The sequence below is a fragment of the Arthrobacter flavus genome, assembly GCF_039526005.1.
Classification (GTDB): Bacteria; Actinomycetota; Actinomycetes; order Actinomycetales; family Micrococcaceae; genus Arthrobacter_D; species Arthrobacter_D flavus.
Window position 1 is genome coordinate 192635 of record NZ_BAAAIJ010000051.1, and the last position, 12759, is coordinate 205393.

At 62.3% G+C, this 12759-nt stretch carries 10 protein-coding genes and 2 tRNA genes; 8 read left to right on the plus strand and 4 right to left on the minus strand.

All coding sequences use genetic code 11. From position 1 onward, the window contains the following. Positions 1-7: 7 nt before the first annotated feature. A complete protein-coding gene (locus ABD059_RS13645) occupies positions 8-1114 on the plus strand; it encodes a branched-chain amino acid aminotransferase (protein ID WP_343880932.1) in 1107 nt (368 codons plus the stop codon). Between the two features lie 65 nt (positions 1115-1179). Here the strand turns inward: ABD059_RS13645 and ABD059_RS13650 are convergent, their stop codons facing one another. From ABD059_RS13650 to ABD059_RS13660, 3 genes are read right to left on the minus strand one after another with little or no spacing between them, the layout of a single operon-like run. Beyond that, the gene (locus tag ABD059_RS13650) at positions 1180-2718 is read right to left on the minus strand and encodes a putative bifunctional diguanylate cyclase/phosphodiesterase (protein ID WP_343880934.1); all 1539 of its coding nucleotides are present in this window, start codon (positions 2716-2718) and stop codon (positions 1180-1182) included. Next, positions 2711-3088, minus strand: coding sequence for a SpoIIAA family protein (locus tag ABD059_RS13655; protein ID WP_343880936.1), 378 nt, complete (start codon positions 3086-3088; stop codon positions 2711-2713). The genes ABD059_RS13650 and ABD059_RS13655 overlap by 8 nt, the downstream gene beginning before the upstream one ends. 53 nt (positions 3089-3141) lie before the next feature. Next, positions 3142-5466, minus strand: coding sequence for a glycosyltransferase family 2 protein (locus tag ABD059_RS13660; RefSeq protein ID WP_343881091.1), 2325 nt, complete (start codon positions 5464-5466; stop codon positions 3142-3144). Between the two features lie 306 nt (positions 5467-5772). Between ABD059_RS13660 and ABD059_RS13665 the strand changes: the two genes are divergently transcribed. Continuing rightward, a complete protein-coding gene (locus ABD059_RS13665) occupies positions 5773-7347 on the plus strand; it encodes a carbohydrate-binding protein (RefSeq protein ID WP_343880938.1) in 1575 nt (524 codons plus the stop codon). 17 nt (positions 7348-7364) lie between these two features. Here the strand turns inward: ABD059_RS13665 and ABD059_RS13670 are convergent, their stop codons facing one another. After that, positions 7365-8411 carry a tetratricopeptide repeat protein gene (locus ABD059_RS13670; RefSeq protein ID WP_343880940.1) on the minus strand — a complete coding sequence of 349 codons (1047 nt, stop codon included), beginning with the start codon at positions 8409-8411 and terminating at the stop codon, positions 7365-7367. A gap of 553 nt (positions 8412-8964) precedes the next feature. Here ABD059_RS13670 and ABD059_RS13675 point away from each other — a divergent pair. The 6 genes from ABD059_RS13675 (at position 8965) to ABD059_RS13700 (ending at position 12734) form a co-directional block, all read left to right on the plus strand. Next, positions 8965-9738 (plus strand): fumarylacetoacetate hydrolase family protein, encoded by a 774-nt coding sequence (locus ABD059_RS13675; protein ID WP_343880942.1) that lies wholly within the window; start codon positions 8965-8967, stop codon positions 9736-9738. 11 nt (positions 9739-9749) lie between these two features. Continuing rightward, on the plus strand, positions 9750-10037 hold the full coding sequence (locus ABD059_RS13680) for a hypothetical protein (protein WP_343880944.1): 288 nt from the start codon (positions 9750-9752) through the stop codon (positions 10035-10037). Positions 10038-10201: 164 nt separating this feature from the next. After that, the gene (gene gltX, locus ABD059_RS13685; RefSeq protein ID WP_343880946.1) at positions 10202-11710 is read left to right on the plus strand and encodes a glutamate--tRNA ligase; all 1509 of its coding nucleotides are present in this window, start codon (positions 10202-10204) and stop codon (positions 11708-11710) included. Between the two features lie 2 nt (positions 11711-11712). Beyond that, complete coding sequence (locus ABD059_RS13690) at positions 11713-12432, plus strand: HAD family hydrolase (RefSeq protein ID WP_343880948.1); 720 nt, start codon at positions 11713-11715, stop codon at positions 12430-12432. A gap of 70 nt (positions 12433-12502) precedes the next feature. Then, positions 12503-12574 (plus strand) — tRNA-Gln (locus tag ABD059_RS13695). A gap of 87 nt (positions 12575-12661) precedes the next feature. Next, a tRNA-Glu gene (locus ABD059_RS13700) sits at positions 12662-12734 on the plus strand. The last annotated feature ends 25 nt before the right edge of the window (positions 12735-12759 follow it).

A 12759-nucleotide genomic window follows, 5' to 3' on the forward strand; every position in this document is an offset into this window, starting at 1 on the left:
GTTAACCATGACAGCCACCGACCTGGAATTTAGCCAGCACCCCTCTGCCAACCCGAAATCCGATCAGGAACGGACCGAGATTCTCGCGGATCCCGGGTTTGGAAATCACTTCACCGATCACACTGTTGTGGTCGATTTCACGGCGGACACCACCGGAGCCGGAGGCTGGGGCAACGCACGCCTCGAGGCCTACGGGCCCATTGCCCTCGACCCTGCGGCAGCAGTGCTGCACTATGGCCAGGAGATCTTCGAGGGGATGAAGGCCTACCGTCACGAGGACGGCTCGGTCTGGACGTTCCGGGCGGACCAGAACGCTGCGCGGCTCAACCGCTCAGCAGCACGCCTGGCCCTGCCGCAGCTGCCCGAGAACATCTTCCTCGAATCCCTCCGCCAGCTGGTGACAGCAGACCAGAACTGGATCCCCACCCGCGAGGGGGAGAGCCTGTACCTGCGACCCTTCATGATCGCCACCGAGGCCTTCCTGGGGGTCCGGCCGGCACGGGAGGTGTCCTTCCGCGTGATTGCCTCACCGGCTGGGAACTACTTCGGCGGTGAACTGGCGCCGGTCGACATCTGGGTCTCACGCAACTATGCCCGCGCAGGTCGTGGCGGCACCGGCAACGCGAAGTGTGGCGGCAACTATGCCGCCTCCCTCGCGGCGCAGCTGGAGGCTGAGGCCCAGGGCTGCAAGCAGGTCCTGTTCCTTGACCAGTTCAATGACAACGCCGTCGAGGAACTTGGCGGAATGAATGTCTTTTTCGTCTTCAAGGACGGCTCTCTGGTCACGCCCGCGCTATCCGGGACCATCCTCGAAGGTGTCACCCGCTCATCGGTGATCCAGTTGGGCAAAGACCGCGGACTCACGGTCACCGAGCGGAAGATCACCCTCGATGAATGGCGCGATGGGGTGGCGTCAGGAGACATCACTGAGGTGTTCGCCTGCGGTACTGCCGCGGTTATCACCCCGATCGGTCAGCTCAAGGACGGTTCGGAAGTGATCGGTGCCCCCGATTCCAAGGCCGGACCGGTCACGATGTCCATCAGGGAACAGCTGCTTGGCATCCAGACGGGTACCTCGCCTGACACCCACGGCTGGTTGACCCGCCTGGTCTAGGACGCGACCATCCCATGGCCTCACCCCGCAGAGCCGGGGTGGGGGCCATGGTGGTCAGCCGACCATCAGGAGGTGAGCGGCAGCTTGGCCGAAGAGCGCAGGAGCGCTGAGGTGTCCTCGACGGTCAACGGTTTACTGAAGTAGTAGCCCTGGCCCCCCACGCAGCCCATTTCCTTCAGCTTCTCGGCCTGCTCGAGGGTCTCGATTCCCTCGAACACCGCCTCCAGGCCCGCTGCCCGAATGAGTTGCAGAATCGCCGCGATGAAGCCGAACTGGATGGAACCGGTGGATAGCTCGCTGAGTAGTGAACGATCAACCTTCACCATGCTGACGGGGAGTTTCCGCAGGTAGCTGATCGACGAGTAGCCGGTGCCGAAGTCGTCGATCTCAATGCACACGCCCAACTGCTTCAGGCTGAGCAGCGAATACGTCTCCACCTCGCCACCCGTGACCAGAGCTGTTTCGGTGATCTCCAACACTAGGGCGACGGGCGGGATGTCGAATCGGCGCAAGAGCCCGCGAACATAGTCCACCAGGTCGAGTTGCTGGAGTTCAACAGCCGAAAGGTTCAGGCGTAGCTGGAAATCGACGTCGAGCTCCATTTCCGCGCGCCACAGTGAGTACTGGCGGATCGCCGAAGCCATCACCCACCGGTCCAGCTCGATCACCGCGCCGATTTCTTCGGCCAGCGGGATGAACTCGTCAGGCATGATGAAACCGCGGGTTGGGTGGTTCCAGCGAACCAGGGCTTCCAGACCGAGCACCCTGCCGTCGCGCAGGTCGACCACCGGTTGGTAGTGCAGGCTCAGCTGATCCGTCCGGATGGCGTCACGGAGCTCGGAGGCAATTTGGCTTCTGAGCTGGCGCTGCAGCAACATCACTGGTTCGAAGACCTTGATGGTGCTGCGGCCCTCCCTCTTGGCCACGTACATCGCGGTGTCCGCGTCCATCAGGATGCTCTCGGGACTCTGGCCAGGCTCGGCCAGCCTGACCCCGATGCTGGCACGTGAAAAGACATGCAGCTCGTCCAGCGAGATGCGGTCGCCGAGGGCAGCCAGCGCGCGGTTGGCGATGCGGAGGGCGATTTCCAGGGTCGCCTCGGGGACCAGGATGGCAAATTCGTCCCCGCCCAGGCGCGCGACCGTGTCGGTGTCCCGGACGGCGCCGACCAGACGGTGGGCGACCTCCTGCAGTACCCGGTCGCCGGCGTCGTGCCCAAAACTGTCATTGACGTCCTTGAAGGAGTCAAGGTCCAGCAGGATCAGGGCGGGCGTCGTAGTGTCACCGTCAGCCGCCAGCTCATCCTCCAGTTTGGCGAGGAGGGCGATCCGGTTGTCCAGTTGCGTCAGGGCGTCGGTCATGGCCATGGCGCGCATGTCCAGGTGCGCCTGGTGGAGCATCGCCGTGCGGCTCTCCACCCGATCCTCGAAGTCACGGTGCACCAGTTCGAGCTCTTCTGCGAGGAGGTTGAAACCGGTGATCACGGCGTCGACGTCGTCCCGCGCCGCGGAGGGCTCCATCCGGCTGCTGAGATCGCCTCGGGAGAGCCGGACGATCCCATCGACCAGCATCGCCAGTCGGGGATCGGGTTCCTTGTCAGGCATGCGGGTAACTACCTAACCAGGCCATCGCCTCGGACTCAGTGGTGAAAAAACGGGTGGGGCAGGGCGGTGGGTCACCGCCCAGTAAGAAGTTTGCCATCACGCGGTCGACGGGGGAGGCGCCCAGCACGGCGATCGCTGAGGAGGTGCGTGAGTTACTGAAGACCGCCCGTGCATCGCGACTGATCGAACCAACCCCTGAAATGTCCAGCAGCACCGGTCGTAGACTGCCGTTGGCAATGGACCGCGCTCGAGCAGCATGCGTTTCAGCGATGTCACCAGTGATGTCCACGCCTTGCGGCATGACGAGCCGGATCACGTTGGCCGGGTGGCCTCCGTCTGCCTGATCGCTCTGCCTATTAGTAGCCGACATGTTCCCCTTCACTTCGACTGCCACTGCCTTCCAGCCAGGTAGCGGACTAACAGCTACTTCGACGAGATCCGTCGGCGGCGGTCATTTGATCCCCGGAGGTCACGGTTGAGGCGGCGGTCTCCGTGGTACAGGATGGAGGCCCAATCTGCTTCTTCAGCTGACTTTTCGATAACCGGTGACTTGGTCTCGCGCTTCTTGCGAGGCGGTACGTAGAGCCAGTTTAGGACGCCGAGAACCATGTCCACAATTGAATTGTTTACCCCAATGTAGGCGCGAATCGCGCCAGCCGCCAACACCGCGTTCAGTGCAGCGAATGCAGCGTTGCCCCAGTTTCCTTGCTGCGCATCGCGCCACAGGGTGAGGAGGGAGAACGCGACAATCGCGTAGGGGATGAACACATAGAGGGCAGGGGCGGCGGTGCGGTCCTTGACCTTGGGTGTGCGGACAAAGGGGATCTTTTCCCCAGTGAACGCCTGCTGGATGGACTTCAGTACACCGGCGAGGTTCACGGGAAGCAACACAATATTGAAACCGTAGATCCTGAAGATGTCGCTGAAGCGGTGCCCGCAGTCGCGCAGATCGCTGCCCATCGCGAGGAAATACGGCAAGGCGGTCATGAAGACCAATGGGCTGAGGAGCCGGCTGTCGTAGGGGTAGCCCAGGAGGAACAGCAGGCCAAAGCTCGCCCAGGCGATCGACGCCATGTAGTTGACCCGGAGCAGTACCTCGCGGACCAGGATCCGGTCCCGGCGGTAGCGCCGGTCCTGCAGCTGGTTCCATAGCTTCGGAAGGATAAGGAGCCCGCCGTTGGCCCAGCGGCGTCGTTGGACCACCAGGGAGCCGAAGTCCGGGGGAGTCGCGCTGTAGCTGAGACGTTCAGGATAATTGACCAGTGTCCACCCGTGGGCACCGAGGTCAACACTGGACTCGGTGTCCTCAATGACGGTGCGGTCCTGGATATAGGTGTGGATCTCGAACCCGCCGACATCCTCGACTTCGAGGATGTCTATCAGCGCTTCCTTACGGATCACGGCGTTGGCACCCACCCAGAAAGTGGCGCCGTAGTAGGACATGCCCTGGTGCAGGATGTGCTGGATATCGGTGGTCGCGCCGGCGACTCGTTCAATTCGGGTCGGGGCTCCGCGGAAGGAGGAGTAGGGGGTCTGCGTCACAGCGACCCGCTCGTTTCCAGGGGATTCCAGCAGATAGACCAGGCGGAGACAGTAGTCCCGCAGGAGCAGTGAATCAGCGTCCAGGGTCAGCAGGTAGGTGGAGTCTGGTACGTCCAGGTCCACCTGGGCCGGGCCCTCGGCGGGGCGCAGGATGGTCCCGCTCGGAGACTCCTCGCGGTGCCAGCGCTTCCCCATCAGGGAAATGTAGGAGTTCAGGTTCATCGCCTTGTTGGCTTCGTGGGACAACGAGGCAAACATCTTGCGTTCAAACGTTTCCAGCCGGGCGGTGAAGATGCGGCACAGCCGGAGGTACAGCTCGGTGATCCGGTCCTCGTTGGGTTGCTCGCCCTGCGCCCGTGCTGCGGTGAGGCCGAGCACGGTCAGGCGGAGCTCCCGGGCGAGGCCCATCAGCACCAGGTCCACGAAGAACTCGTCCACGTGGTCTTCAACCCGCTCGAGAGCCGCCATGTCTTCCAGCCAGGTGGCCGCTGCAATGTATTCATTGGTGAGGACTTCAATCTCGTCCACTCCGCTGGCACTGCCCGAGGTGAGGCGTTCACGGTAGCTGGTCAACGCGTCGTTGAAACGGGTGGAGGGCTCAAGCAGCTGGGACTCGATGCCTTCCGACAGCTCCCGGGTAATTTTCAGGCGCTCTGCCACCGCCGGGTCGGTGGGATGTGGGGGGTCGTCCAGGAGCAGGACAACGCGCAGGTCGGGAAACTCCTGGAGCGCAGCTGACCAGAGTGTTGCCCGCACCACCTGTGGTTCTTCGGCATAGGACGGCACCAGGACAGTGATGCCCTCGTCGTAGTGGGCGAAGTGGCGGTCAAGCTCGCCGCGCGGCACCCGCTTGTGGTCCCGGAACCGGTACAGGGCCCCCTGGCGAGCCACCAGGTACAGCAGGGCGGAGAACGTGAGGAAGGTGACGACAATCAGGTACGACACCGCTTCGAACTGGAAGCGGAAGCCAGCGGTGGGGTTGTCGATGAGCTGCCGCAGAATGGTGGTGACAACGTAGGAGCCCCAGCCAAGCATCGTTGCCACAATGGCCAGGCGGCCTAGTGCGATCTTTCGACGCGACGGCGTGGGATGGACGATGGAGAGCGGCTCGGACCGCTTCTCGGCACCCCACTGGCGCTTACGAGCGGCCGGTACTGATTCCTTGTTTTTTTGTTCAGAGGCAGCAGCCACTTTGTGATCCTTCATCTCGCTCCCCAGCGACTCGATTGCGGGACCGGACGTTGCCGCTCCCATCGCAGATGGCTTCAGCCATTCCACCCGACGAGTGGGAGAATCTGCGATCATTGAGCGGCCTCACGCAGCGGCGGTTCGCCGGATGCAGCCGTTCTATGACGGTGCAACAATAGCACTAGGATCCGGCACTATAGTGTATTACTAACGTAACAGTTTATAGTTCAACTTTCCCTCGGTCGGCGGGGGCCACGATCCTGGGGGTTCACATTGTCAAGGCACTTTCCGGGTAGGAAACTCTCGTTTGTTCGACTAGTTCTGGTGGTCGGTGTCGTGGCAGCGGTGGTCGCCGGATCTGTCACTGGCTGGAGCCGGTTTGAGGACGCCCGGGCCGCCGAAGACAGTGGATCCTGGTTCGCCGGCTACGTCGATGCGACCGCCACCCCGTTCTATGCTTTTGAACGCCCGCAGACCGAAGAGGGCGGCAGCGTCGTCCTGTCGTTCGTCGTCGCCGACCCGGAAAGCCCCTGTGAACCGTCCTGGGGTGCGGCGTACTCCTTTGATGAAGCCGAGTCCACCATGGACCTGGACCGTCGGATTGCCCGGCTGCTGCAGAGTGGCGGGGAAGTGGCAGTGTCCTTCGGTGGTCTGCTCAATGACGAGCTGGCTACCTCCTGCACCGACGTCAACGATCTGAAAGACGCGTACGCCTCAGTCGTCGAGCGGTACAACCTCACCACCATCGACCTCGACATCGAGGGCGAAAACCTTCTTGACACTGCAGCAGGGGAGCGGCGGGCTGAGGCTATCGCGCTGCTCCAGGAGGAACGGTTGGCTGCCGACGAAGCCCTGAACGTCTGGCTGACGTTGCCGGTTGCTCCGACTGGACTGACCGAGCCGGGGACTACCGCGGTCACCCAAATGCTCGACGGCGGAGTGGACCTCGCCGGTGTCAACATCATGACCATGGACTTCGGCGAAAGTCGGCCCACAAGCATGAGCATGCTTGAAGCGTCGATTGCCGCGGCCGAAGCCACCCACTCGCAGTTGTCCACTTTGTACAGCCGCGCTGATCTGCCGCTGGGTCCCCAGGCGCTCTGGACCAAGCTCGGCCTCACCCCGATGATTGGACAGAACGACGTCGTCAGCGAAGTGTTCTCGCTGGATCATGCTGCTGGCCTGAATGCCTTTGCCGTCGAAAAGGGTATTGGCCGGATGTCCATGTGGTCTCTGAACCGCGATGCCACCTGCAGCGACAACTACGCCGATGTGACGGTGGTTTCCGTGGGGTGTAGTGGAATCGACCAGGACGGCCAGAGCTTCGCGCAGATCCTCGGTCAGGAGTTCGAGGGGACGTCCGAGACCATTTCCACCACGTCAGCCTCGCCCGAGCCGACCCCGGAGCTGGTTGAGGACAATCCCGAAACCAGCCCGTACCCCATCTGGTCTGAGGACGCCACCTATGTGGCTGAGCAGCGAGTGGTCTGGAATGGCAACGTGTATGTGGCCAAGTGGTGGAACGAAGATTCGACTCCAGATAACCCAGTACTGCAGGCCGACGAGACGCCGTGGACGCTGATCGGGCCGGTTTTGCCGGGTGAAAGACCAGTCGCAGCGCCAACTGTTCCCGCAGGAACCGTCGACGAGTGGGACCCGGAAGAAGTTTACGAGAGCGGCGACCTCGTCAAGCTCGACAACCACGTGTTCGAATGCAAATGGTGGAGCCAGGGCGACAGCCCGGAAGCTGCCCTGCAGGGTTCGGCTGGGTCTCCATGGGATCGTCTGACGAACGACGACGTCCTCAAGCTCCTAGAGGGTCTTGAGGATGGCAGCTCCTCAGAGTCCACGCCGTCTGCAACACCAACTCCGACGGCAACTCGCAGCGAATCCCCGTAAAGGGTGCGGCCCGGCTCTTATGGAGAGGCTGATTCGGGCTGCATGAGGGATTCGATGAGTCCCGCGACGTGAGCCGCCCGATCGTGCGCTCCGGACTGGACGAAATTCGCTTTGGCTGCGTCGAGGTAGTTCATTGCCTCAATGTCGTCGCCGCGTCCGGCCAAAGCCCGTCCAAGCAGCAGGTTTGCTTCACCGGCGGTCTGTGAAGCCAGGATGGTGCTGTCGGCGCAGATCGGTTTGAGGCGTTTGACTGCTGCGTTGAGCTGACCCGTCAGGACCAGCCAGTGCGCCCTGGTCAGGGACAGCTCCAGCTGATCACGGTCATTTCCACCCACAATTGAGCTGGCGGTCTCAGCGCGTTCGATGCACTCGAGAGTTTCAGCGTCAACGACGCCGGCGGCAAGCCTGAGCGCAGCCGACGCTTTATTGAAACGGGCCCACAGGTCGAGGTCATTATTGGGTGAAAGGTTGCCCGCGGCCAACGAGTGGAATTTTGTGCCGTCCGCTACCTCGTGACGCATGAACGCTACGTTGCCAATAGCCCAGTGTGCTTTCCCCGCGGTCTGGGACCGCATCTCGGTGGAGAGCAGCACCGACAGGGCAAGGCACTGGGCCCAGGCCTCGTCCAGCCTGTCGCTCTCGGCGAGTGAGGCAATCAACGCCTGGTGGGCTTCGACGCGAAGTTCAGGAGCATCGACCGCGTCGGTTGCCACTTCTACCGCGGCAGTGGCTTGGCGGACTGCTTCGGGGAGTTGACCCAATCCCTGAAGACCGACAGCAAGCAGGGTGAGTACCCGGACCGCCAGTGACGGGGACTGGCTGGTGAGGGGATGGTCGCGCAGTTTTTGCGCCACCAACACTGATTCCTGGACTGCGCCTTCTTCACGCAAACACTCGGCCTGCAGGAATGCCATATTCCACCAGGCCACCTCATTGTTGTCTTCCAGCGCGAGGTCAACAGCCTGGCTGGCGATGACACGGGCTCTTTCATAATCCCGTTGGCTCCACGCTTCTCTTGCCCGCAGTTCGTACAACAGCTGGTCGCCGGGCTGATTTGTTGCCATGGGTGGGTAGCCCCTTCGTACAGTTTCTAATGGACCTCGCGTCGTGCAGCGGAGCCCTCTCGTTGAGAAAAGGCCCGACTGCCTAAGTTTAGGGGATATTCACCGGGTAATGCTCCTAAAAGTTCATCTTTCCAAACGCTTGGTTTTTCGTTATTAGTTCGTATACTAATGAAACTGCGTGAGGTTCGGTGCCTCGCGCTTTCTCGTATAAGCAAAGGACTCTCGTATGAAAAGACTATTCGCCTCCCTTCTGGTGGTATCAGTGCTGACAATCGGTGGTGTCTCAACAGCGGCCGCTGCCGACGCTTCCACCGGTTCCAAGAGCACCATTACCAAAATTGGAAACTGGCCTCACATCGGAAACTGGCCCCACTAATCCCCGACGATAATTTTTAGCGCACACCTGCGCTAGATGGTTGGGGGATGACCGTGAACTTGCCCGCTGGGGACAGGTTCACGGTCATTTGCCTGTCTGGAGTAATTCACTAGTAATTGCTTACGTGCTGAGCGCCTGATTCCTGCGCAGGCCCGGGGTCACGGTAACGTGGGTTTCATGCGTATAGCCCGATTTGTCGTTGACAGTGACCCAGCATTCGGAGTGGTAGAGGGGGAAGAAGGTCAGGAAGAGATCGCAGTCATGGCTGGCGACCCGTTCTACTCAGGCGTTCAGCTCACCGGCGTCCGTCACCAGCTGGCTGATGTCCGGCTGCTCGCGCCGGTAATCCCGCGCAGCAAGATCGTGGGGATCGGCCGCAACTACGCGGAGCATGCCAAGGAACTCGGCAACGAGGTGCCGCCAGCACCACTAATGTTCTTCAAGCCCAACACTTCAGTCATCGGCCCCGGCGATCCAATTGCGTTGCCGGCCTTCTCCGACGAAATCTCCTTCGAATCCGAGCTTGCCGTCGTGATCGGGCGGATCTGCAAGGACGTACCGCTGGATCGCGTGGACGAAGTGGTCTTCGGGTACACCTGCGCCAACGATCTCACCGCGAGGGACGCCCAGAAGACCGACAACCAGTGGGCGCGTGCCAAGGGTTTCGACACCTCCTGCCCCGTGGGCCCCTGGATTGAAACAGAACTGGACACCGAGAATCTGCGAGTCAGCGGCCGGCTCGACGGCGAACTCAAGCAGGACGGTTCTACCAGCCAGATGATCTGGGGTGTCCGGGAGCTGGTGTCCTACGTATCCCAGGCTTTCACGCTGCTGCCAGGTGACCTGATCCTGACCGGCACGCCAGCCGGTGTCGGACTCATCAGCGAAGGCCAGACCTACGAGGTCGAGATCGAAGGCATCGGGCGCCTGTCCAACCCGGCGCGTCGCTGACCATGCGGCGGGTGCCGCGGGGTCCGGTAAGAAAGGGTAGCCCGAGCGCTGAGCGACGCCGGCTGGGGCGGTACCTTGCCATTGCGGCCTGTGCACTGCCACTGGTGCTGGCCCGGGCAGCCTCCCTCGGTGGTGCGCCCCAAGTCTGGATATCCGCCCTTGCCTCGCTGGGGTTCGGCGCAGCAGCTGTGTTGCCCATTCGCTATTTCCGCCCGAAGACACCGCTTCGGGTTCAGGTGGGTGTTGGAGTCGTTGTTGCGGCGCTGATCTTCGGCGCCTGGTGGTTCGTCGCGGGCTAGCCCTTCGCTCGGGGCCGGGGACCAAAGCCCCGTAGCGTCTACGTGGCTCCCAACTCCTCGCTTCGCTCGGGGTCGGGGACCAAAGCCCCGTAGCGTCTACGTGGCTCCCAACTCCTCGCTTCGCTCGGGGTCGGGGACCAAAGCCCCGTAGACTTGGACCCATCATGACTAATGCTGCTGAGATCCCCTTTGTCACCGATCAGACCCCTGTGCGTGTGCGGTTTTGCCCGTCGCCCACGGGCACCCCGCACGTCGGGCTGATCCGCACCGCCCTCTTCAACTGGGCGTACGCCCGTCATACCGGGGGCACCATGGTGTTCCGGATTGAGGACACTGACGCGGCCCGCGACAGCGAGGAAAGCTACACCCAGTTGTTGGACGCTCTGAAGTGGCTTGGAATCGACTGGGATGAAGGCGTCGAGATGGGCGGACCCCACGCCCCGTACCGGCAGTCGCAGCGCAGCGACCTCTATCAGGACGTCATCGCCAAGCTGCGGGCCGCCGGTCACCTCTACGAGTCCTTTTCAACACCGGAAGAAGTTGAGGAACGCCATCGCGCGGCGGGCCGGGACGTGAAACTGGGCTACGACAACCACGATCGCACCCTCACCGAGGACCAGCAGGAGGCCTTCAGGGCCGAGGGCCGTGGTGCCGTGTTGCGGCTGCGGATGCCCGACGACGACATCACCTTCACCGACCTGGTGCGCGGTGAGATTACCTTCCGTGCCGGTAGCATCCCCGACTTCGCAGTGGTCCGCGCCAACGGCGCGCCCCTCTATACCCTGGTCAACCCGGTGGATGACGCACTGATGGGTATCACCCATGTGCTGCGGGGCGAGGATCTCCTTTCCTCCACCCCTCGGCAGATCGCGCTGTATCGGGCGCTGATCGACATTGGCGTCGCCAGCTATATGCCGCTGTTTGGGCACCTGCCCTATGTGATGGGTCAGGGCAACAAGAAACTTTCCAAGCGCGACCCGGAATCGAACCTGTTTCTGCACCGGGAACGCGGCTTTATCCCTGAAGGCCTGCTCAATTACCTTTCGCTCCTGGGCTGGAGCCTGTCGGCTGATGAGGACATTTTCACTGTCGACACCCTGGTGGAGAAGTTCGACGTCCACGACGTGCTGGCGAACCCGGCCCGCTTCGACCTCAAGAAAGCCGAGGCAATCAACGGCACCCATGTGCGCCTGCTCGAGGCCGAAGACTTCCGGCAGCGAATCATTCCCTACCTCCAGGGTGCGGGCCTGCTCGGCGAGACTCTGAGTGATCGCGAACGCCAGATCCTGATCGAGGCCGCTCCTCTGATCCAGGAGCGCATCACGCTCCTCGGCGAAGCGCCAGACATGCTGGGGTTCCTCTTCACCGCCGACGCCAGCATCGAGATTGCCGACGACGCCCGGAAGGGTCTGCCCGCCAACTTCGGGGATGTCCTCGACGCCGCGCACGCCGCGCTGCAGCCACTTGACGAGTGGACCACCGAGACCATTCAGGACGCGCTCCGTCAGGCCCTCGTCGAAGACCTGGGCATGAAGCCGCGCCTGGCATTCGGTCCGGTCCGGACAGCCGTCTCCGGCAAGCGGATTTCGCCGCCGCTGTTTGAGTCGATGGTCATTCTGGGCAAGGCATCCTCGCTGGCCCGGATCACCGCCTTCCGCAGCACGGCCGGCTGATCGTGGAGTACCTCCCGGAGATCACCGGGGTGCTGTTCGATATTGACGACACCCTGGTGGATCTGGAGACCGCGATGGGAAGGACCCTCCACCAGGTGGGGGCCGACACCCTCGCGCATCTCAGTGACGACGACTGGACCGAGTACAAGCGGTTGTATGCCCACGACCCGCTGGGCTGGTATGACCGGTTCCTCGCGGGGGAGTTGACCTTCACCGAGCAAAGACTGCATCGGGCCCGGCATGCGCAGGCATCCTTCGTTGAGGAACCGCTGGAGGGCGAGGCTGCCCGCCACTGGAATACCGCATATGAGGCGACGCTGCCCCTGCACTTTGCGCCCTACGACGACGTCGTCCCCCTCCTGGACGCGTTGGATCACCGAAGCATTCCCTATGGGGCGGTCAGCAACAACGTGCACGATTACCAGCGCGCGAAGCTCAACCGGTCGGGGTTGTCCCGGTTCGAGGTCCTCGTCGGGATCGACACGGTTGGCGTGGCAAAGCCGGATCCGGCGATCTATCTGGAGGGTGCACGGCAGCTGGGCACTCAGCCGGAACGCACCCTCTATATCGGTGACAACAGAATGGTCGACGCCGAGGGGGCCGACGCTGCAGGGTTGGTGGGGGTGTGGCTGGACCGACGCGATGCCGGCCCCGCGGACTTCACCGGTCGCCGGATCACCTCGCTGACGGACGTTTTGCAGTTACTGCCGCATGTCCGGTAAAGTAATCTCTCGGCGCAGGGCGGTTTCCGCGGCCCGGATGCTCCGTCAGGAGTGCTCCGGTATGTGCCATTGGGGTATGGTGTAATTGGCAACACACTGGTTTCTGGTACCAACATTCTAGGTTCGAGTCCTGGTACCCCAGCGTTAGATACGGACAATTTGGCCGGATCTATCAGATGTGAAACAATCATCTAGCTCGTTTGGCGCAAGTCAAACAGCACACAGTACTGGCCCCATCGTATAGCGGCCTAGTACGCTGCCCTCTCACGGCGGTAACGCGGGTTCGAATCCCGCTGGGGTCACAATTCCCCCGGAATCCTATGGGTT